Annotated in this window: 13 protein-coding genes; 7 read left to right on the forward strand and 6 right to left on the reverse strand. The window is 31.2% G+C overall.

Annotated elements, in window-relative coordinates; genetic code table 11:
• Together BVC87_RS19340 and BVC87_RS19345 are read left to right on the forward strand one after the other, a co-directional pair.
• Nucleotides 1-1,927 (forward strand): gliding motility-associated C-terminal domain-containing protein (locus BVC87_RS19340; protein ID WP_143569846.1); only part of this gene is annotated, 1,927 nt, incomplete at its 5' end.
• A 98-nt stretch (nt 1,928-2,025) separates the two neighbouring features.
• Nucleotides 2,026-3,924: a tetratricopeptide repeat protein gene (locus BVC87_RS19345; RefSeq protein WP_143569847.1), complete on the forward strand. Its 1,899-nt coding sequence runs from the start codon at nt 2,026-2,028 to the stop codon at nt 3,922-3,924.
• 81 nt (nt 3,925-4,005) lie between these two features.
• Here the strand turns inward: BVC87_RS19345 and BVC87_RS19350 are convergent, their stop codons facing one another.
• Nucleotides 4,006-5,907 (reverse strand): T9SS type A sorting domain-containing protein, encoded by a 1,902-nt coding sequence (locus BVC87_RS19350; protein WP_075344058.1) that lies wholly within the window; start codon nt 5,905-5,907, stop codon nt 4,006-4,008.
• Nucleotides 5,908-6,361: 454 nt separating this feature from the next.
• Complete coding sequence (locus BVC87_RS19355; protein WP_075344059.1) at nt 6,362-7,246, reverse strand: helix-turn-helix transcriptional regulator; 885 nt, start codon at nt 7,244-7,246, stop codon at nt 6,362-6,364.
• 341 nt (nt 7,247-7,587) lie between these two features.
• Here BVC87_RS19355 and BVC87_RS19360 point away from each other — a divergent pair, with 341 nt between their 5' ends.
• From BVC87_RS19360 to BVC87_RS19380, 5 genes are all read left to right on the forward strand, one after another.
• A complete protein-coding gene (locus tag BVC87_RS19360) occupies nt 7,588-9,141 on the forward strand; it encodes a hypothetical protein (protein WP_143569848.1) in 1,554 nt (517 codons plus the stop codon).
• A gap of 119 nt (nt 9,142-9,260) precedes the next feature.
• Entirely contained in the window at nt 9,261-11,021 is a 1,761-nt protein-coding gene (locus BVC87_RS19365; protein ID WP_075344061.1) for a T9SS type A sorting domain-containing protein, read from the forward strand.
• Between the two features lie 52 nt (nt 11,022-11,073).
• Nucleotides 11,074-12,489, forward strand: coding sequence for a T9SS type A sorting domain-containing protein (locus BVC87_RS19370; protein ID WP_075344062.1), 1,416 nt, complete (start codon nt 11,074-11,076; stop codon nt 12,487-12,489).
• A gap of 131 nt (nt 12,490-12,620) precedes the next feature.
• Nucleotides 12,621-13,772 (forward strand): mandelate racemase/muconate lactonizing enzyme family protein, encoded by a 1,152-nt coding sequence (locus BVC87_RS19375; RefSeq protein WP_075344063.1) that lies wholly within the window; start codon nt 12,621-12,623, stop codon nt 13,770-13,772.
• Nucleotides 13,773-13,782: 10 nt separating this feature from the next.
• A complete protein-coding gene (locus BVC87_RS19380; RefSeq protein ID WP_075344084.1) occupies nt 13,783-15,240 on the forward strand; it encodes an NAD-dependent succinate-semialdehyde dehydrogenase in 1,458 nt (485 codons plus the stop codon).
• Between the two features lie 101 nt (nt 15,241-15,341).
• Here BVC87_RS19380 and BVC87_RS19385 read toward each other — a convergent pair whose 3' ends face one another.
• From BVC87_RS19385 to BVC87_RS19400, 4 genes are all read right to left on the reverse strand, one after another.
• Nucleotides 15,342-17,009 carry a sulfatase gene (locus BVC87_RS19385; protein ID WP_075344064.1) on the reverse strand — a complete coding sequence of 556 codons (1,668 nt, stop codon included), beginning with the start codon at nt 17,007-17,009 and terminating at the stop codon, nt 15,342-15,344.
• A gap of 133 nt (nt 17,010-17,142) precedes the next feature.
• Complete coding sequence (locus BVC87_RS19390) at nt 17,143-18,843, reverse strand: RagB/SusD family nutrient uptake outer membrane protein (RefSeq protein ID WP_075344065.1); 1,701 nt, start codon at nt 18,841-18,843, stop codon at nt 17,143-17,145.
• Nucleotides 18,844-18,861: 18 nt separating this feature from the next.
• Nucleotides 18,862-22,119 (reverse strand): SusC/RagA family TonB-linked outer membrane protein, encoded by a 3,258-nt coding sequence (locus BVC87_RS19395; protein WP_075344066.1) that lies wholly within the window; start codon nt 22,117-22,119, stop codon nt 18,862-18,864.
• A 317-nt stretch (nt 22,120-22,436) separates the two neighbouring features.
• Nucleotides 22,437-23,297, reverse strand: a complete 861-nt coding sequence (locus BVC87_RS19400) for an AraC family transcriptional regulator (protein WP_075344067.1) — start codon at nt 23,295-23,297, stop codon at nt 22,437-22,439.
• Nucleotides 23,298-23,370 lie beyond the last annotated feature (73 nt).

Below are 23,370 nucleotides of genomic sequence, written 5' to 3' on the forward strand. Positions count from 1 at the left end.
GATTACTTTTGTAGTGCAACCCAATGTGGAATATAGTATTGACGGAGTTACATTTCAGTCTAGTGAAGTATTTACTAATCTTCCACCAAATACCTATGATTTAACAGTTAGAAGTACTACAGATATTAGTTGTACCGCTACAGGTTCGGTTCCAGTAACGATAAATGCAGTTCCAACCTCACCAAGTTTACCAATACTAGCAAGTGTTTTACAACCTACATGTTCAATACCGAGTGGAACGATTACTTTTGTAGTGCAACCCAATGTAGAGTACAGTGTTGATGGGGTAACATTTCAATCGAGTGAAGTATTTACCAATCTTTCCCCGAATACGTATGATTTAACGGTTAGAAGTACTACAGATATTAGTTGTACCGCTACAGGTTCGGTTTCAGTCACTATAAATTCAGTACCAACTTCACCAAATGTGCCAGTTTTGGCTAGTGTTTTACAACCTACGTGCTCGGTACCGAGTGGAACGATTACTTTTATAGCGCAACCCAATGTGGAGTATAGTATTGACGGAGTAACATTTCAATCGAGTGAAGTATTTACTAATCTTTCCCCAAATACGTATGATTTAACGGTGAGGAGTACTACTGATATTAGTTGTACAGCTACAAGTTCGGTTTCAGTCACTATAAATTCAGTACCAACTTCACCAAGTGTACCAGTATTGGCTAGTGTTTTACAACCTACGTGCTCGGTACCGAGTGGAACGATTACTTTTATAGCGCAACCCAATGTTGAGTATAGTATTGATGGAGTAACATTTCAATCGAGTGAAGTATTTTCGAATCTTTCCCCGAATACGTATAATTTAACAGTTAGAAGTACTACAGATATTGGTTGTACAGCTATAAGTTCGGTTTCAGTCACGATAAATGCAGTGCCTACGATACCAATTATAACAGCTGCAGTAACAATTGAAACAAGTTGTATTGTTAGTAGAGGAGAAATAACAGTAAGTCAACCATTAGGTTCTAATTTTGAGTATAGTATTGATGGAATAACTTTTCAAAGTTCTAATGTGTTTTCAATTTTACTACCAGATACTTATACCGTAACTGTTAGAAATATTACGGATTCAACATGTAGTAATACTACTTCTTTAATAATAAATCCAAGTCCAATAGTAAATTTGATGATTACTTGTCCACCTCCAATTACAATAGAATGTGGAGATTCTATAGATATAGCTGACACTGGAATACCAACCGTTAATGATAGTTGTGGAGATGTTGTTTTTACTTTTACAGACAGTAATTTGGTTAATGGATGTAATGCTAATACAGGAGTTTTTATTAGAACTTTTACAGGTATTGATGAACAAGGGAATAGTACAACTTGTACACAAGAAATAACAATAGAAGATACAACACCACCAATATTTGATGATACAATTTCTCAGAGTTTATCTGTTTCTTGTGAAGCTATTCCAGAAGTTGTAGAACCTATTGTAACTGATAGTTGTGGAGGCAATATAATTATAGCATTTAATGAAAATGAAATTAGAGGAGAATGTAATAGTCAATATGTAATAGAGCGTATTTGGATAGCAACTGATCAGTGTGGTAATGAAAGCTCTTTCACACAACTAATTAACGTGTTCTGTGCCATAAATGTATATAATGGTGTTTCATTTAATGATGATGGGGTTAATGACTTTTTTCTACTCGAAGGAATAGAGTGTTATATTAATAACAGTGTGAAAATTTTTAATAGATGGGGAGTATTGGTTTTTGAAACAGAAAATTATGATAATAAAGAAAATGTTTTTAGAGGGGTTTCAGAAGGTAGGTTAACAATTGCTCAGAATGAAAAATTACCTACAGGAACCTATTTTTATGTTATTAATTATGAATATTCCGATAATGGAAGTTTAGAACAGTTAACCAAATCAGGGTACCTTTATTTAAGTGATTAAAAGTAGTTTTAGATAAGTAGAATTGATTATTGTAACAGATTTTAATAAAAATAGAAAGTGTAATTCTATTTTTGTAGCTATCTAAATGAATCTTTAAAGTGAAAATCCCTCATTTAACAATTGCTATATGCTTTTTGTTATGCAATACTCTAGTGGTATCAACTCAAAACAATAAAAAGCTTGACAGTTTACAAAAACTTGTACAAAATTATAAAACATCAGATTCCACATTAATTGTGGCATACAATGAAATAGGAATTCAATATGCTGGTTCTAATTATGAATTAAGTAAGAATTATATGAAGAAAGCATTAGCTATTGCTAAAAAAAGTAACAATCAACGTGGTATGGCTGGTGCTCAAAATTGTCTAGGAATAGCTCATTATTATCAAAAAGAGTACGATTCTGCATTAGTTTGTTTTAATAAAGCGTTAACCATTAATAAAAAAGAAAATCATTTATGGGGACAAGCATCGGCATTATTTCAAATAGGAGTAATTCATAAGTATCAATCTAATTACCTTAAAGCTATATTTAACTTTCAGGAAGCAAAATCAATTTTTGAACTAAAGAATGATTCCATTTCAATAGCAAAATCATTAGAGAACATAGGAGCTTCTTATGGTTTAATGGGGTATCAAAAGGCAATGTCTTTTTATTTGGAGGCAAATAAAATATATGAGAAAAAGCAAAATGATATGGGAATAGGCCGAATATATCATTATATAGGTAAGATGTACCTAAAACAAGGAGAGTATAAGAAAGCATTAGAGTATATAAATAAATCATTAATAGGATTAAGTAAAGCAAATAATAAAAAACAGATAACAACTGTTTACTTGGGTTTAGGGCGATGTTATTTGGGATTGAAAGAATATGAAAAAACATTGTTTTATTATAGAAAGGCATTAGATACTAGGGTTTTAATGAACAATAAAAAGAATATTGCAGTTACTCAAATGAGAATGGGTGAGGTCTATTATCACTTAAAAGAGTATGATAAATCCATTCAATTTTTAAAAAAAGCATTAAAGAATCAGATGTTAAATGGAGATCATCTGGATAGAATTATGGCAAATAATTTTATTGCAAAATCTTATTTAACAGTTGGTAAACTATCTTTAGCAAATCAGCATGTGAAAAAAGCGATTACTTTATCAGAAAAACTTAAAGATTTAGATAAGCAAAAAGTGTCATATAATATATTCATTGATGTTCTAAAGGAAGAAGGAAAAATTAATAATGCCCTAAAATATGCTCAAAAAGTAAATGTTTTAAATGATTCTATTTATAAAATAGCAGAACTTAAAAAAGTTAAAGAACTACAAATAATTTATGAAATTGAGAAAAAAGAAGAACAGATTAATAAACAAAAAAATGAAATTAAATTCTTTAAAAAAGAAAGAAAAATTCGAGAATTAAGAGTTAATATTTTAGTGATAACTATTGTTCTGTTTTCTATTTTTTTGGTGCTTGGTTTTTACAGTAATAAACAAAAAATATTGAAGTCCAAGTTAAAAATAAAGAATTCAATTTTAGAACAAGAAAAACTGAATTCGGAAATAGCTTTTAAAAGAAGAGAATTAGTTACACATACGTTGCAGATTACCAAAAAGAACATGGTTCTAGAAAAGTTAAAAAAACATATTGAAAGTACATTAAAATCTGATAAAAGTAGTATTGAATATGATTGTAAAATGTTATTACAGATCATTAGAAATGAACTTATTCATGATAAAGAACAATGGAGGAATTTTAAAAATTATTTTGAAAAAGTACACCCCAATTTTTATGTAGTTATAAAAGAAAAGTATTCCAAAATAACCCCGGGAGAATTAAGGTTAATGGCATTAATAAAAATGAATTTATCATACAAGGAGATAGGTGGGGTTTTGAATATTACTTATGAAGGAGTAAAAAAGGCTACATATCGTCTTAGAAAGAAGATGGAATTAACTCCAGAAATATCATTGCAAGATGTTATTAATAAGTTATAGTTTTTTTTAAAAAAAAGTCTGATCAAAAAGATGATCAGACCTCAATATTTAATAACCTAATTAATTTATACGATAATGTTATTACTTAATAATCAGTTTTTTTGTAGTGGTTACATTATCTTTCTGAACTCTTATTAAGTATAATCCTTTAGAGAAATTATGAGTATCAAAAGATGTAATTTCTCCTTTAGCTACTTTAGATAAAACTATTTTTCCGGCCGTATTGGTAATATATATTAAAGCATTTTGCTCAGATGTTATATTAACAACTTGTACAGAAGGGTTTGGGAAAACCTTAATTTTTTCATTAGCTTTAGTTAAACTTCTTTGCGAAGTATCACATGTACCAATTTTCTTCCATTGTTTTGTAGAGCAAGTTGCATTACCTCCGGGTTTACATTTACCAACACTATTATTCTGTAGTTCATATATAGTATTGTTGAGTTTTACCTTATCACCTTTGGTATAAGAATTCGCTTTTCTCCAAGTAGGGATAGTATTACAATTCATTCCATCGTTAGAAGAATCATCATCCGAATCATCTGGATTATCTGGAGCAAGTCCTGCAGATCTAGGAGGAACAGGTATGATAGCGTTTTTATTTTGTCCAGGATTTTTAGAAACCGTAACTTCTATATCATCAAAGAAATTTCCTTCATTCGTAATTACTCTAAATATAGCAGTACCTTCTTTTAAAGCTGTTACAATTCCTGTTTTAGAATCAACTCTAGCGACATCCATACCAGATACACTATAAAAACTAAACTTTTTGTTACTTGCTTTATTAGGAGCGATTACTGGAGTTAAAATAGTATTTCCTCCAACTCTTACTGGTACTTCAGATTTTCTTAAAGTAACACCAGTTACAGGTATCGATTGTGTAGATTCATTTAAAGGTTCGAATACTTTTACATATAATACTTGCATTGATTGAGGAAAGAAATTTTCTGCTTGGGTAAGTACAGTTGGGTTCGGCATAACAAACCTATTACTACAAAATTGATTGTATGGAGCACGTATTCCTAAAGATAAGGTAATACGCATCGGATTGGTTAAATCGGCTTCCCTTTGCCATAAAACATTAGGCTTTCTTCCTATTTCTTTACCATTAACATACCAAATAATTTCGTCAGGGGTAACTCTACATCCAAAGATGTTTATGTCTCTTGGTTCAAACTCGTCTGTCTCGTTTCTGGCAGCCGCTGTATTTTGTTTCGGACGCCACCATCTTCTACCAGCTGTACTATTAATAGGACCTACAGTTAAAGCGCCATTATCTACGGCAGGAACGAAAGCACCTACAGGAGGATTTAAAGAATTATCAAAACGTTGTCTGGAAGAAGCTGTTGTTATAGCATGTAAATTATGATCCATTACTTTACGTTTAGCTTGGCTAGTTCCTTCTTGTGTAAGTTCTACAACGTCAATTTCTTGGTAACGAACTTGACCAACAGTAGTATTAGATCTGATTTGATTATATAACCAAAAAGCAGGAGATACACCAGGAAAACCATCACTCCCCTTTATAGCTGCTTCATAATAACCATATACAAAACCAGGAGAAGTACTTCGCAGCATTCCAGAGGAAAATCTCACAGGAACCATTTTTGTTGAAGGACTTCCATTGATACAACCATCTGGAACCCTATTTTCAGGAAAACCAGTTTCACTATAACGAGCTGTAATAAATAAAGAACCATTTTTTTGTTCTATATTTTGTTTATTTCTCCAAACCCAGCTCTGAACATTTTCAGGTTCTTTAGCCCAAATCCTAGTATTATATTTAAAATCAGGATCTGGAAAATTATCATTTTTAAAAAGATCAGATCGATCCCAACGTATTTTCCAATTAATAGTTGGATCATCTGCTTCACCAAAAGGACGGCTTCTTTCCTCTAGGCTTTTTTCGTCAAAATTTTGAGACGTAGCGCTAAACAATGCGCTTAATATCAAAAGTAAAGTCAAGAAATTATTTTTCTTCATTTTTAGAATTTGGTTTTTAGGGAGTTTGAAAATTAGAGAAAACAAGAAGTAACCGTTGTTAACTATAATTAAGTGTTTTTGGGTTTTTTGATTTAATATAGAGTGATATCTTTTTGTTTTGTAGGTAAATTAGATATTCTCATTCTATTTATTTAATTCTTGTATAAATTAGAGTTGAGGTTATTTTACTTTTTTAATGTACAATCGATTATCTTGCTACTAATTTTCTTTACATCCATGATTAAATAATTAATATTTTAAAAGTCTAGACAAAATTAAATTGCTAATTAATTTTTTTGAAAAAAACAGTGTTACAAAGAGAATACAAATGAGGTATACATTGTGTATACAACTTTTAATAATAGATACTTTAGGTATATTAAGAGCAAATTTTATGGAATGATTTTTTATAAAGTACCTCATATAAAATAAGGTAATTAAGAGTAATGAATAGTTAAACTTTTTTTGGAAAAGATTGATGGTTTTGAAAAGTATCGAGATATTCTTTTAAGTTAATTTGATCTTTATAATTTATTTTTTTCTTAATACGCTGTCGAGCTATTTTTATAGCATGTACAGAAACATTCAAGAGTTCGGCTGAGTCTTTTAAGCTAAAACCTAAGCGAAGTAAAATACAGTTTCTAATATCATTCTTAGTAAGGTTAGGGTGTACGTCTTTTATACTTGTACTGAAGTAGCTATATTGTGATTCTAGCTTTTGAAATATCAAATTTAAATTTGAAGACGATTTCGTAATTTTTTTTAATCTATTATAAACTTTTTGAAGCTTTGGATCAGGTTTTTCATCTTTTAAGTCTTCAACAACTTTTAGTGTTTGAATTAACTCTTCTTGTTGAGTAGATACAGCAATTAGTGTTGCAAGTATTTCTTGCTCCTTTTGTTTAATATGTTTCTGTAAGTTAATTTGTTCTTTAATTTCCGAACTTTGATTTTTTATAGTACTCTTTTTGAATTTAGAAAACATAAAAATCAAGCATGTTGTGAGTAAGAGGAAAACTATAATGAACATGATCAATAGATATCTAAACTTTTGTTTAACCTTTAAAAGTTTACTATCTAGATTATACTGTTCTTCAAAAATATATTCGTTGTTCTTGTTAGAATTCAAAAATGTAACTAAGCCCAACGTATTGTTAATAGTAGTATATTTTAATGTACTGTAATCTTTAAATATTTCAGTATTAAAAGCATTTAAGCTTGTTGTATATCTGTTTATATTTCTAGGATTGAAATTTAATTTTTTAAAAGAGTATGCTTTAACATTTAAAAATGAAATAAGAAGAATAATAATGAATATGTCATTTTTAATATAGTTCATAAAAAAAGGGGGTTTTTAAAATAATTTTCATACTAAATAACGGAAAAAATAGCTCAACATTACTTCACGTTTTTTCAAAAACGCCGACACTTAAAAAAAAATAAAAACAAAAAAATATAAATAAGTTTTAAAAAATAATTCAATTTAAATGTTTGATATATAGTGTTTTGTGTTTTTTATGTGTTAAAAAACAAATGTTAAATTTTTTAAATTTTATAGGTTAAAAAAGTCATAAAAAATGAAGTTTTAGGGTAAAATAGAGTAATAATAGGATAAGATTGTTTGTCTAAAACGTTTTCGATGAGAGTAGTTTGGCGGACTATAATCATAAACCCTAAATAATGTTTTTAAACAGAAATTTTTTGATAGCCGCAACCCTAACGGCTACAAGTTTAATGTCTTGCTCAGACAATGTGGAAAAATTAGAAATTGAGACAGAAAGCAGTAACTCAGCAATTGAAATTGCTAATCGCATACCTCCAAAATTTGATCAATCAAACTTTTACATTGCTCCAACACAAATTACAAGAGTTCGTTTTACAGGAACTACAACTGAAGATCTAAATAGATTGATTACCCAACAATCAGATGAAAATGGTTCTGGAGTGATAATTGAAATTCCAAAAGCGACCTATTATTGGAATAAAATAACGTTAAAATCTAATATTCATTTAGAAATAGCAGGTGGAACTAAGGTAATTTTTGACGGCACTAGAGGAAGTGTGTTTTCTATTGGAGGAAGTAAAAATGGTAATCGTTTAAAGAACGTGAGCATCAGTGGAAAAAATAAAAAGCGGTTTACTGTAGATATTTCTTCACCTTCATTAACAAATCAAAACGTCAATGTACTTAGAGTTGGACGTATAGACAATTTTAGGTTTGCTGATATTAATATAAAAGATAGAAGAAGTTCTGTAAATTCTATTGTATTGGTTCATGTTCCAGGATCACCAGAAAGAAGACCTGGTCCAGAAGATGGTGTTATAGAAAATATTAGTCAAACTGGAGCACACACAGGTTATGGTTTGGTGCAAACATATAATGCAAAGCATGTTTTATTTAGAAAACTTTCTTGTGAGGGTGGAATTACTTTAAGAATGGAATCTGATGATAAAGGAATGAAAGATGAATTAAAAGACGGAAGTAAAAAAGGAGGAATTTCTAATATTTTTGCTTTTGATATTCGAAATAAAAACGGATTATGTGCTGTGATGTTCTCTCCACATTTTGTTGAAAATGGAAAAGTTACTGTAGAGAAAGTAAGATCTATAGGTTCAGCTTTTGCAGTTAGAGTAGAAAAAGGTTTCTTGGAATTATTTGATAAATCAAGAAGATTTCCAATCAATAACCAAGGTAGAAAAGATTTCGAAGCATTTGTTAAAGCACAATTTCCAGGAATTGATAATGTGTTATCTGGTAACCCATACAAAAGAAACAATGGTACACAATGGGCAACAAGATTATCTCCAGAGGCAAGTATAGCACCTAGAAATGCATATGTATTAGACCAGTTAGGAAACGGACTACAGGCAGGAAGTTACGAAAGTTCTACCGTAACCGATATTACTGCAATTTACCAAAATGATGGTGGGGCTAAAATAAAACAAGCACACTTAAAGTTTTTACCATGTAATTTATGGGAAAACAGACTTAAAAACCCAGTAACTAGTTTAGGAATGTTTGATGGTTTTGAATACCATGGACCGTCGGTTTCTTTAAGTTTCGATAACACCAATGGAACTACAGTTGGCGGTCATTACAACGTGACTTTAGTTGATGAAGATTTTAAAAATTTCCCAGCAAGTTCAATTCAAAATATATACTATAATACTCAAGGTATTTGTGATAACAAGCCAGGAGATATAACAAAATTCACAGCTAGTTTTATGAATTAAAATATAAAGCGAATGATTCGAATAGACTGTCTTTGAAAAATTGAAGACAGTCTATTTGAATTTTGAAATATGAATTTATAAATCACGTTATTAATTTGAAATCAAATCATCTCCTAATTATGAAAACTAAAAAATCAACCGAATATCTAATAGTTTTTCTATTTATAATATGTAATACTAATTTGTTAAAGGCACAATTGAGAGTCGGTGATCCTGGAGTAACATTTAATACCAATTTAATCAATCAAAATAAAGCTGAATATCCACAAATAGAAAAATGGGTTACGGCTGGAGTTCGAGGAGGAATTCCTTTAAAAGAAAATTTAGTTATTCAACGTACAATTGAAGGAGGTACAAGTATAGATGCAATTAATGAAGCCATTCGAGATGTTAGTAGAATGGGAAATAAAAAGAACACCATTCTAATTAAGAAAGGAACTTACATTGTTAACAAAAAGATTGTTATGAAAAGTAATGTGAGTTTAATAGGTGAAAGTAGAGGAGAGACCATCTTTGAAATGCATGAAGATTTTGATGATAAAGCGTTCAATTTTGAAAGAAATACAAAATATTCAGGGTTATATAACATGACTATAAGGGGAAGTAAGAAGTGGGGAGATTCAAGTGGTTTTCCAAAATTTACATGGAATACTAGTAATTCAGCCAATGATGAATTGAATGGTAGTGATAATATTCTTGTTTTTTTCAAAGAAAGTTCAGATTGTTGGTTAGATGATGTCAACTTAATAAATGCTGGACGTGACCCGATGCGATGTAATGCTAAGCATAACACTTTTAGAGGATTAATTGTAGATGGAGCATTTAGCAAATCAGGAGGAGCACAAGGGTATTTTTTCATTCAAAAAGGATACAATCTAATCACAGGTTGTCAAATGACTCATTTGCGTCATTTTTCATTACAAGGATCAGGAGTGGAGTATAATGTAGTTTATGATAATGAAATCAAACAAGAAATTAGTTTTCACACTGGAGATGATGGAAATAACCTAATAGAAAAAAATAAGGTTGTTTTACCAAAAGATATGTCTGGATCAAACTCATCAGCTTCTAGAAGTCCAGACTATTTTTCAATTATGGGACCTTGGTCTTCACAACATCAAAATTCTGCAAGAGACAACTTTCTTTTAAACAATTCAACTTTAGAATTGCAGCACAATGGGGCATCACCGTTTTCGAGAATTAATAAGGTGTACTACGGACCACTGAAAGTCAAACCTGTAGATCATTCTACAAACTTTAAGGTAGATGAGTCAAAATACCCAACACCAGTAGGAAATACATTGTATCCTGTTATGGTTTCGCAACCATCAGTTGTAGCTACTGAAGATTTTGAACCATATTTTGTGATCTTAAAAAACAATCAACAGTTTAATATAGGAGATCATTTGGTGGCTACAGTAGACGCATCAGCAAAAGTAGAAGAGGTGAGTTTATTTTATGATGGTACATTAATAAGTACACAAAATTCAACTCCCTATAGTTGGAATAAAAATAGCCAGTTTTTAGGTAGTTTAGAACAGGGAAATCATGAGTTAAAAGCTATAATCAAAGGCTTAGATGGTGCAACTAAAATGATTTCAATAATGATAAGAGTTGGTTCTTCATCAACATTAAGTACAGATGATATTATTAATCAAGCTAAGAATACTTTCACAGTATATCCAAATCCATTTATAGATCAAATTACATTAGAAAATGCAGAACAAGATGAAGTGGTAAGTGTGTATAGCATGGAAGGAAAACTTATTCAAAAAAATAAAATAGAAGCTTCAGGAAATTTACATCTGAATAAGAAACTCAAAACAGGTATATATTTTCTTATATACAAGCAAAAAGCATATAAACTAATTAAAAAATAATCCCATTAATTGAGTAGTATACCTTACTATCAAAACGTATAATCTCCAAATTATGAAAATCAAAAAATCAATTAAATACATTACTATTTTTTTATTTGTAGTAAGTAATGTTATTACGTTAACAGCACAATTAAATATAGGTGATCCAGGTGTAACATTTGATAATACTAAAAATGATCCTAAGTATCCATTTATGCAAGAATGGCAAAAGTCAGGGGTAGAGGGAGGAGTTCCGCTTCGTAATTCAATACCTATAAAGAAAGAACTAAACCCCACAAATTCTGACGGATTACAAAATGCTATTGACAACTTAAATACAAATGGAGAACCAAGTGTAATTCTATTAAAAAATGGAACATACACTATTGATAAAACAATTCAATTAAAATCAAATGTGGTTCTACGAGGAGAAAGTAGAGAAAATGTAAAACTAAATGTCACTATTCGTTACCAAAGACAACGTTTTGAACATAAAGGAGCCTTAGTATTAGATGATGTAGAATATGTGGGAATAGAAAACTTAACTATGGAGTATATTCCAGAAAAAGCAATTACGATTTATGACGATAGAAATGTGGATAGAAATAAATGGTGTGGAGATCGTTGTTTTGGTAATGATCCTGATGGAATTAAAAATATGTATGTAAGTTTTGTGATGATAGAAAAAAAGAGTGAAAATTGTTGGATAGATAGTTGTACACTTAAAAATTCAGGTAGTAACCCAATTAATATTAATGGAAACCATAATACGTTTAGAAATAATTTTGTAGATGCTGCTTACAACAAAGGAGGTGGAGGAGCTGCTTACTATGCAATTAATGGAGATTATAATCTTATTGTTAACGAGAGAGTAAGAAGAATTCGTCATTTCGCTATTCAGGTTGGCGCTAAATATAATGTTGTTTATGATTGTGATTTTGAAGTTGATATTAACTTTCACAATGGAGACGACGGATTTAACTTAATTGAAAATAATAAAATAAAAAGTGAACAATGGAGATCTTGGGGAGCTTTCGCAAGTGGAGGAAGTCAATTCGGACACAAATCTCCTGGAAAAAACAATATTATTTTTAATAATGAAGTCAGTGGTAAAAATAATTCAGAAAGATTCAGTAGCGTAACAAAAGTTTTTGTTTTTGATCAATATAGTAATCCTAGAGAATTATCACCAAACCCACCAAGTGGAGGAACTTTTTATCCTGTTGTTCTTGATGTAACTACTTTAAGTACTGAAGATTTAGTAAAAGATACCACTGTAAAAATATACCCTAACCCTTTCACAGCAGAGTTTACAGTAAAAAACATGGAAGAAAATAGTGTAGTCCAAGTTTTTTCAATAAACGGACGACTTATCGTTGAGAAAAAGATTGAAGAAGGAAATAAAATTGATTTAGGAAATGAATTACGAAGTAGAGGAATTTATTTTTTACGCTATAATAGCCAAACATTTAAAATAGTTAAAGAGTAGTTTTCTATTTAAAATCTTAGATAATTAAGTTATATTCAAGGGTAATATTTGACCTGTATAAGATAAATATGATCTTAAAAAGAGCGAAGTGAATTATTAGCTTTGTTTACTTTCACTTAATTTATTTAAATATGACAATTGAAAAAATAGAAACTTTTATACTTAAAGATAAATTGTCAAACAGTTTTTATTTCTCACAATGGGAGTATTCAGAGCGATGTATATGTGTAGTTAAAATAACAGCATCTAATGGGCAGTACGGTTGGGGTGAAGGTTACGGACCGGCTCATATTCTAAAAGCAGGAGTAGATTTTTTAAAAGATCATATCGTAGGAAAAAATCCATTAGAAAATGAAGTGATATGGAACCATCTCTATCGTAAAACGTTAGATTATGCCAGACGAGGAGTGTTGGTAGCATCTATAAGTGCTATAGATATTGCATTATGGGATTTGAAAGGAAAAATATTAAATCTACCTGTATCTACCTTATTAGGTGGAGCTTTCAGGGATAAAATAAAACCCTATGCGACAGGTTTATATTTTATGGACCCTGATAATCCATCTAAACATTTTAAGAAAGAAGCTGAAACTTATGTAAAACAAGGCTTTAAAGCGATTAAAATGAAAGTAGGGTTGGGGATTGAAGAAGATTATAAAAATATTAAAATGATAAGAGACATTATTGGTGATGACATACAATTAATGGTGGACTCTAATCACGCATATAGTTTAAGAGAAGCTATACTATTAGCTCAAAAGATAGAGCCTTTTAATATTAGCTGGTTTGAAGAGCCAATTTCTCCAGAATTTTATAAACAATATAAAGAATTAAGAAGTAAAACATCAATACCAATATCAGGTGGTGAATGTGAATACTTGCGTTATGGTTTTCATCAATTATTCCGTAACAATTCAGTAGATATTGTACAGCCTGATATTTGTGCTGCAGGAGGATTAACAGAAGCTAAAAGGATTGCAGCTTTGGCAAGTACTTATGGAGTAGATGTGATACCACATACTTGGGGAACAGCTATTGGGATTCATGTAGCATTGCATTTTATTGCGAATCTTGAGCATATCCCTGGTCGTATGAAATCCCCAGATTTCTTAATTGAATATGATCAAACAGAGAATGGTTTAAGAGAACGTTTAACATATCCAAAAATCAAAATGGTGGATGGTATGATTGAAGTTCCTAAAAGACCTGGTTTAGGTATAGAGGTAGATGAAGATGTGTTGTTAGAATATGCACTATCTGATGAAGAAATAAATGTCCTTTAATAGTAATAAAATGAAGATTAAAAATTACGGATATAAAAAAATGTACATTAATGGCGAGTTAGTTGATGCCATTAGTGGAGAACGTAGTAATGTTATTAGTCCTGCCACTGGTGAAGTTATTGCTGAAATAGCAAAAGCAGGTAAAGAAGATGCTGAAAAAGTATTAAAAGCAGCTCAAAAAGGTTTTAAATATTGGTCTAGTTTATCTCTTGAAGAGAGAACAGGATGGATGAATAAATTAAGAACAGCAATATTAGAAAAACAAGAAGAGTTGCGTACAGCCATGGTATATGAAATGGGAAAAACCTATGGTGGAGGACAAGAGGATATTGATAGGCTGGTTGAAGCTTTAGAATGGTATCCTGCTGCAATGAAGAACACGAGAGAGGAACTAATCCCTGATTATGAAAATACGCATACGCATAAAATGATTTCTAGACCGGCTGGTGTTGTTGTTGCATATTTAGCTTGGAATTTTCCTATTTTAAATATTGGATATAAGATTGGACCAGTATTAGCTTCTGGTTGTTCTTTAATTATTAAACCATCAGAGATTTCGCCATTATCAGCTTATCTTATCGGTGAAATTTTGCATGAAATTAATTTCCCTCCAGGAGTTGTCAATATTATAGAAGGTCCAAGTGAGATCGTAGCTACAACCATGACTTCAAGTACAATTCCAGCTGTAATTACAATGATAGGTTCTACTGCTACAGCAAAGAAAATTATAGCGGAAAGTACCACATCAATCAAAAGATTTGGTTTAGAGTTAGGCGGAAATGCTCCGTTTATAGTTTTCGAAGATGCTGATTTTGACAAAGCACTAGATTTAGCAATAGCACTTCGATTTGGAAATAGTGGACAAGTTTGTGTTGCAGCAAATAGAATTTTTATTCATAAAACTATTTATGATAAGTTTGTAAAGGCATATGTTCAGAGAGCTTCAGAATTGAAAATTGGTCTAGGAACAAAAGACAAACCAGATGTATTTATGGGGCCAATGGCTAGCCGTAAAGGAAGAGATAGAATGTTTACATTAATCAATGATGCTGTTGATAAAGGGGCTACATTAGAATTTGGAGGAGAAATACCAAAAGATTTACCAGAAGGAGGTAATTGGTTAGAACCAACTGTAGTGTCAGGGATATCAACAGATATGAAAATGTTTAGAGAAGAAATTTTTGGACCTGTAGCTGGGATAATGAGCTTTGAAACAGATGAAGAAGTTTTAGCATTAGCAAACGATACAGAATATGGATTAGCATCTTATATTTTTACTAACAACCATAAAAGAATAGCAAAATTTACAGAGGAACTTGATTTTGGTGAAGTTCAAATTAATGGAGTTAAATATGCTATTTATTTACCTCATGGAGGATTTAAAGAAAGTGGAATCGGTCATGATTGTTCACACTTAGCTTTAGAAGATTATCTAGTTAAAAAACGAGTATCTACAGCGATAAATTAAAAAACAAAGCGCAATTTTGTGTAAGTAAATTTGGTAGCGATAAACCCCGTTTAATATATTTAAACGGGGTTTATTATTCCATATGATAAAAAACTTGTTGATTACTGAGCTAAATTTCCCTTCCAACCTTTATTAAATTGTTCTACCAAATTTTTTGTTAATTTGGGTTGTTGATCAGCTATGTTCATGGTTTCGTTTGGGTCATTGCTATGATCATATAATTCTAGGAAGATAGGTGCTGCTTTTGGATCTCTATAATCTTTCCAAACAATCAATCGATGTTTCTTTGTTCGCATTGCGTATCCCATTAAATACTTTTCAAACAACTCTCTATTCCACTTAGTTTTTTGTTGTTGTTTTATACGTTCCTCAACTTCTTCTATCAGAGGACCAAAGTAGGTTTCTCTCATCCCTTTAGAAAGAGGATTTGCAGCCCATTCTCGAAGTGCAGGAGATGGAAATTGAGAGAAAGCTGCAGTTTTCCATTGTTTAGTGGGTTGATCTAACAAAGGTTTAAAACTTTGTCCTTCTAAATGCTTAGGTAAAGGTAATCCAGCCAGTTCAGCTAAAGTAGGATACATATCGACTAATTCAACTAGAGCGTCTGTTTTCTTACCTCTTATTTGAGTACTCATTTCAGGTGTAGAAATAATTAAAGGAACTCGAGTAGAGATTTCATAATTTGTAGCTTTACCCCAAATTCCCATTTCTCCAAGGTGCCAACCGTGGTCACTCCATAAAATAATAATAGTATTATCTCTTAAACCTTGTTCATCAATTGCATCAATCAATTTACCTATTTGAGCATCTATATAACTAATAGAGGCCAAGTATGCATGTTTTAATGTTTTTGCTAAATCATCTTCTATTGGCCCTTTTTTAGGGATTCCAAACCTTGCTCTTAGCTCAAATGAAGGGTGTAAACCCATTGCAGCTCCGTTGGTTGGAGCTTTATCTTGAGTAGTTAATTTGATTTTAGAAGGATCATAGAGATCCCAATACTTTTTAGGAGCTAACCAATCCAAATGTGGTTTTTTCATTCCCATACCTAAAAAGAAAGGTTTATCAGGATTTTTCTCTTGTAAATCTTTTAAAGTAGCAATGGCTAACTCAGCATTATATCCATCTTCATAAAATGTATCAGGGACATCTGCTTTTTCATAAGCAGGGCCTTTACCTAAACCATTACGAGGTGCATTTTTGCCATACTTAGCAATAACATCAGCTCTATTTTGTTTAAACATCTGTTGATTTTCAGCTAAAGCAAAACCTCCAGGTGTATTTTCTCTTTTAATAGTCATTTTATCATGAGCAGGTGTTCTACTCCATGAAATATCTAAATCAGCAAAAGAAGGCTTATGGAATATTTTTCCAGTATGGACTGTTTCATATCCATTATTTTTAAAGTGTTGAGGTAATGTAACTATATCTGGATTGGCATCTCTAAAGTAAGTGAAGTTTTCAATAACCTTAATACTTTCTGGTCTGGCTCCTGTCATTAAACTAGCTCTAGATGGACTACAGATGGCTTCTTGACAATAAGCTTTATTAAATGTCAATCCTGAAGATGCTAACTTATCTATGTTAGGGGTAATTGCAATATCAGAGTCATAGCATCCCAGTTCTGGACGTAGATCATCTACCGCGATAAAAACAATATTAGGTTTGACTTTCTTTTTAGTAATAGTAGGTTTATCCTTTGATTTGCAACTAAACAAACCAAAAATTAGGAGGATAAGTATTTGGTATATTTTGATACTGTATTTCATTGATTTAAAATGATAAGTTTTTATATAAGCTTGGTTAGCTATTTCTTTTAAATAAGTAATACCGAGACTAGCCTCGGTATTACCTAATTAGTAAATAATATAATTCAAATAATCTACAAAAGTGTTTATTGTTTTAGTATCCATCATTTTGTGCTAATGGAGGTGAAGTTTTATTAATCTCAGTTTGTGGTATTGGTAAATAATATTGTCTATCAAACCATGGCCTAGTAACTACAGTATATTCTTCATTAGTAAAACTACCATCTGTTTCTTTATACCATTTTAAACCTCTAACTTCAAAACCTAAATTAGCTGTATTCATCCATCTTCTTTCATCAAAGAAATTATGACCTTCGAAAGATAATTCAATTCTTCTCTCCCTTTTTATAGCTTCTAAAAGATCAGTTCCAGTTGCTGTAATCATAGGTTGTAAAGCTCTTGTTGAAACTTTATTAAGATATTCTCTAGCAGTATCTTCATCTCCAAGTTGGAAGTTTGCTTCAGCATAGTTTAAATAAATTTCAGCCAAACGATATAATATATAAGGACGACCAGCTGATGGTTCTGTTAAACCTACAGATTCATCTTGAAATTTTCTAATGTTATATCCTGTTTTAGAGGAATGTAAAACATTTCCTAAACCAAATGGAGAATCTAATCCATGTGGAAAAACATCAATGTCTCTAGACTCAAAATATTGAACATCTCTATCTCTATACTGTGCTCCATTAAAGTTTAATGTGGCATAGTATCTCATTTCTCTGTTATCATTTGGATTTGCAGGGTCATATAGAGCTCCTGAGGTAGAAGAACCGTCATTCATGTTATATAACAATGCAAAATTATGAGAAGGAGAACTTAAAGCCCATCCACCATAACCACTTGGAGCTTGTGTTTGGTTCCATAATGAGTTTACATCCGTACCAAAGTCAAATAAAGTACCACCAAAAGGTCTAGCAAATAAGATATCTTGGTTAGGAGATAAGAATAAATCTCCATATGATTTAGCATCTGATACAGCTATTAAATCTCTAGCTCCAACTTCATCTATTACAGCTTTAGCAGCATCTGCTGCATCTTGCCATTTTGTAGCTTTAGTATAGTCATATAACGGACCACTAGGAGATGTTGAAGGGTCATGTAAAATACTTGCTGCATATAATAATGTCCTAGATTTTACGGCTAATGCTGCTAATTTTGTCGCTCTACCAAACTCATTATCAGGTCTTGTTAATGGTAATACTTCTGCGGCTTCATCTAAATTTTTAACAATAAAATCGACACATGCTTCGTAACTTGCTCTTGGAATTGTGAAATCTTCTTTTATGCCTAAAGCTCTATCGATTAAAGGGACACCACCATAGTATTTTATTAGCTTACTATAAGTGTTAGCAAGTAAGAATTTCATTTCAGCTTTTAAAATATTCACCCTTTGAGGATCAACTTTCATGGCCTCACTTTCATCTACATTCTCAAGAAAAACTAAAATATCACGGATATAACTATAGTATTTTCTCCATTGATCTCTGAAAACGCCTACGTTATTAGGGTTCCAACCTGCTCTTAATCGATATTGATCTAAATCTCTGAAGTTAAACTTCGCTTCAAAAGATGCTCCTTCAATATTAAATCGTCTAGACCACCAGATGAATTTATTTAGTCCCCAACTTTCAGTACTGTTGTACGATGTATATACTAAACGTTCTAGCTGATCTGGATCACTATACACGAAATCTTCCGTAAATGTATTTCTTGATTCTATCTCTAAAGCTTCTTCACAACCTAGCGTTAGAAATAGTGTCATAAAAGCGAAAATAATTTTTATTGTTTTCATTTTTTCGATTTTTAAATGTTAAAAATTAAAGTTGACACCTAGAGTATAACTCTTTAAACCAGAGTATGTAGACCCTCTAAAGTTGTTATATCCTGTAGCTTCAGGATCTAAACCTAAGTCAGCAATTTCAGAGAACATAGTAAATAAGTTAAATCCTCTTAGGAATAAGCGAATGTCTCCTATTTTTGCGACTTTTTTATTGATTGTATATGCTAATTCAACTTCTTTTAATCTTAAGAAAGAAGCATCGTGTAACCAAAAGTCTGCACCAATAAAGTTGTCTATATCACCACTTTGATTTCCACTAAATCTATCGTTTTGTGCAAAAGCTCTTGGGTATCTAGCATTTCTGTTATCTGGCGTCCATCTGTTTTCAAAGACATGTACAGGTTTTGATCCTGATTGATCAAAGAATACTAGTGTTTCTGCATCTGCTTGTCCTTGGAATAAAAAGTTAAAATCAAAATTATTGTATTTAAAACCTCCATAGAAACCATATTGAATTCTAGGTACATTTGAAGAGTTTGTTCGAATTCTATCTCCATCATCTATTACACCATCTCCGTTAGTATCTATATAAATAGGTTCACCTTCAACTGTGTTTGGTAATTTTACCGCTGTAGCATCTACCTGAGCTTGATCTTGAAAGATTCCTGCTGTTGGTTGTACTATATAACTTCCTAGAGTTCTACCTTCTGTTTTTAATGCTTCAGGTACATTACTTGGTTCATCTACAAAAACAATTTCATTATCATTGGTTGATATGTTTCCACCAAAATTATATTCCACATTACCAACTTTATCTGCCCAAGACAGTTCTACCTCCCAACCAAAGTTATCAACTTCACCAAAGTTTTCATCAGGTATTTCATTAGCTAATAATCCAACATAGTCAGGTATACTAGCAGCTCTTTGTGTTAATAAATCTGTTCTTTTTTCAAAGTAATAGTTAACGTCTCCTGATAATCTACTATCTAGGAAAGAAAAAGTTAAACCAATATTTTGTTGTATTGAGTTTTCCCAAGTTACGTTTGGATTAGGTTCAATTGCAGATGAAAAACCGTTAAGTACTGCACCATTAACTCCAAAAGCGTAAAAATTTGGTTGAGGAGTATTTGGGTTTGTATTTCCAAAGTTAAAACGAGATAAAAATTGGAAAGGAGCAATACGGTCATTTCCTAGTTGTCCCCAAGAAGCTCTTAATTTTAAAGCGTTAATCCACTCTACATTACTTAAGAAGTTTTCTTCATGAATAGCCCATGCTACAGCTACACTAGGAAAAATACCAAACCTATTTCCTGGTCCGAAGTTACTTGATCCGTCACGACGAATAGTAAAGTCTACAAAATATTTCTTACTAAAATCATATGAGAATGCACCGAAAATATCAAATCTAGCACCTTCACCTGAAGAACCGTTTGAATTTGTGTTTTCACGATCACCAGCAAAAAGTTCAGGTACTTCAGAAGAAGGGAAACCACCTGTTCTTTCTCCAAAGAAGTTGGTTACTTCTGAATCTAATTTTTCTAAACCAGCAAAAGTAGTTATAGAATGATTACCAAATGTTTTAGAGTAATGTAATGTTGCATTTAATAAAGTTTGGTCGAATGTGTTAGTTGTTTCACGTAAAATTCTTTCTTCCCCTCTTTGTGAGAATCCTGTGTTTGGAATGTATTCATTTGTTCCTTGATTAAACGTATAGTATGTCCAAGGTGTATACCAAGACTTAATTTTAGTTACGTTTTTACGTATTCCTAAGAAACTTTTAAATTTAAGTCCAGGAACATATTTGTCAAATGAATAATCAAAAGAAAATCTACCTCTTAAGTTAGTGTCTTCTGTGTTAATAAAACCAGATTGATTACTAGACATGATAAAAGGGTTTTGTCCATTTTCTCCTCCTCTTGCAGGTAATCCATTTGGATAAATTCCAACTTCTGTAGGTAAATTGGTGTAGATGTGTTTATAAATATTACCTAAATCTACTCCAGGTTGACTTCTATCTCCAAAAATTCCAGCTAAATCTATTCCTAATTTAATATCGTCAGTAACTTTGATATCTAAATTTGAACGAACTTGGTTTTGATTAAACTTTAAAGATCTTGATCTAAACATTCCATCTTGTCTGATTGCATCAGCACTAACAAAATATTTTACAGCTTCTCCACCTCCTGAGATAGAGATTGTATTACGAGATTCAGGAGCAAAGTCAGCGAATGTAACGTCTACCCAATTAGTATCTGGAAATAAAATAGGATCTGTTCCAAATCGTGCGATTGTTTCTGGAGAAAATGGAATTGGACCAGAAATAGTAGGGTCTAATATACGTTGTCTAGCATCTATTTCATTTTCATAAATAGCATATTGTCTTGCGTTCATGATTTCTGGACGCTGAGTAAAAGAAGAAACAGTGTAAGAACTACTTACATTTATTCTAGGAGCACCTATTTTACCTCTCTTAGTAGTAATTAAAATAACCCCATTGGCTGCTCTTGAACCATAAATAGCGGCAGCTCCATCTTTTAAAACGGTTAATGATTCGATGTCTTCAGGAGATAAATTCGAGAAGGTAACTGCTTGTACTCCATCAATAAGTATTAATGGTGAGTTATTACCTGTAGTTGCTCTACCTCTTACTAATACTGTAGTGGCATCATCATTTGTATCGTTACCATTTCCATTTCCAGCACCAGGTATTCCTCCTCTATCTATAATGTTAAGACCAGTAACTCGACCCGATAATGATTTAGCAATATCTTTGCTAGACGATCTTTGAATAACTTCATCACTTATTTTTCCAACAGCACCTGTTAATTCTCCTTTTTTCCTAGTAGTATATCCTAAAATAACTACTTCATCTAATTGAGCATCTTCAGGTACTAAAACGACATCAATTACTTTTTGATTTCCTACAACTACTTCTTGTACTTTATATCCTACATAAGAGAAAACTAATACAGCATTTTCGTCAGAAATAGGTATAGTGTAATTTCCATCAAAATCTGTATCAACTCCTGTAGTTGTACCTTTTACGAAGACATTTACTCCAGGTAAGGGACCTTCGCTATCTGTAACAGTTCCAGATATTTGTTGTTGTTGTACTGTTGTTGTTGAATTTGATGTTTCTGCTTCGAAAGAAATAACTGCAAAAGCTTTATAACTACTTAAAGAAGTAGCAATTAATAATAAGCATAGCCTTTTAAATAATGTATTTAAATCAAAACAATTCAACCTAATAAAGTTTTGATGAACTTTAAGTGATTTTGTTTTTTTCATAAAATGAAAATTTAATTATTATTGAATTTTCAACTTTATTGTTTAGAAATATTTCTTGTTAGATATTCTAAATATGAATATTTATGAATTTTGTAATTATATTTTAAACAAAAAGTTAATGTAACGTTAAGTGGTTTTTCCGATTTTAAAATTATAGAAAATGGAAGTACTGGGGTCGTTCAATATTATCTCTTACTACTCCATTTTTACCCTTGAGTGTGTAAATTGTAAAAAAGCAAGGTAAAATTTGCACATTCACTAATAAGAATGTAAAAAAAAGATAATATGAAAAAGAACCTTCAGGTTGAAGATTAATTTTAAATAGCTTCCCTATAACTTTTAGGAGTACTACCCATAATTTGCTTAAACTGCTTGTTAAAATTAGTGATAGAATTATACCCTACTAAATAAGAAACCTCAGAAACAGATAGGTTATTCTGAACGAGGTAGCGAGAAGCGTTACGAATGCGAACTTCGTTTAAAAATTGAGTAAATGATTTGTTAGTTGCCTTTTTAAAGAAACGACAAAAAGAATTTGTAGTCATACAAGCAATACTAGAAATGTCTTCTAAACTGATATTATTGGCATAATTATCAGATATGTATTTTAAAACGGTATCAATTTTATCAGTGTTTTCAGAAGTGTACTGACGCATGTCCGTAGAAGAAAGAATTTCTTGGTCTTTAGTTAAAGATAACTGATTTAAAATGTTTAATAATTGTATAGATTGTTCAGCAGTAGATAATCTATCGATATTGATTAATTCTTTATGTAATTTTTGACTTACAATATTTCCAAAACTAATACCATACTTAGATTGATCTAGCATTTTTTTGATCTTAAAGAATTCAGGATTGTTAAAAGTTCCTTCTCCTATAAAATCATCAGTAAACTTTAAAACAATAGTATTTACTTTTTCATCATTTAAATCCTCTCCATAATGAGAAGGTTTGTTAAGCCATAAATGTGGTAAATATGGTCCTACTAAAACTAAGTCTCCTGCATAAAATTGAGAAACGCTATCACCAACAAAACGAATACCATGACTAATAGATATATAAATAAGTTCATATTGTGCATGATAATGCCAAGAAGAATCTAAACATGGAGTTTGTTTCTTGGTAATATTAAGTCTTTTATTGATTGTTTCCTCGGTGTGTTTTAGCACTAACTTCATTTTAATTCAATATTAACTTTTTACATGCAGTGTCTTAAAAAAGTCTACAGTAAACTAATGGTTATAAAATAAT

It is taken from the genome of Tenacibaculum agarivorans (genome assembly GCF_001936575.1).
Classification (GTDB): domain Bacteria; phylum Bacteroidota; class Bacteroidia; order Flavobacteriales; family Flavobacteriaceae; genus Polaribacter; species Polaribacter agarivorans.

Excerpts from the sequence above, each read along its gene's own strand:
- BVC87_RS19380 (WP_075344084.1), top strand. The coding sequence starts at position 13,783 with ATGAAGATTAAAAATTACGGATATAAAAAAATGTACATTAATGGCGAG.
- BVC87_RS19400 (WP_075344067.1), bottom strand. The coding sequence starts at position 23,297 with ATGAAGTTAGTGCTAAAACACACCGAGGAAACAATCAATAAAAGACTT.
- BVC87_RS19355 (WP_075344059.1), bottom strand. The coding sequence starts at position 7,246 with ATGAACTATATTAAAAATGACATATTCATTATTATTCTTCTTATTTCA.
- BVC87_RS19395 (WP_075344066.1), bottom strand. The coding sequence starts at position 22,119 with ATGAAAAAAACAAAATCACTTAAAGTTCATCAAAACTTTATTAGGTTG.
- BVC87_RS19390 (WP_075344065.1), bottom strand. The coding sequence starts at position 18,843 with ATGAAAACAATAAAAATTATTTTCGCTTTTATGACACTATTTCTAACG.
- BVC87_RS19365 (WP_075344061.1), top strand. The coding sequence starts at position 9,261 with ATGAAAACTAAAAAATCAACCGAATATCTAATAGTTTTTCTATTTATA.
- BVC87_RS19375 (WP_075344063.1), top strand. The coding sequence starts at position 12,621 with ATGACAATTGAAAAAATAGAAACTTTTATACTTAAAGATAAATTGTCA.
- BVC87_RS19360 (WP_143569848.1), top strand. The coding sequence starts at position 7,588 with ATGTTTTTAAACAGAAATTTTTTGATAGCCGCAACCCTAACGGCTACA.
- BVC87_RS19370 (WP_075344062.1), top strand. The coding sequence starts at position 11,074 with ATGAAAATCAAAAAATCAATTAAATACATTACTATTTTTTTATTTGTA.
- BVC87_RS19385 (WP_075344064.1), bottom strand. The coding sequence starts at position 17,009 with ATGAAATACAGTATCAAAATATACCAAATACTTATCCTCCTAATTTTT.
- BVC87_RS19350 (WP_075344058.1), bottom strand. The coding sequence starts at position 5,907 with ATGAAGAAAAATAATTTCTTGACTTTACTTTTGATATTAAGCGCATTG.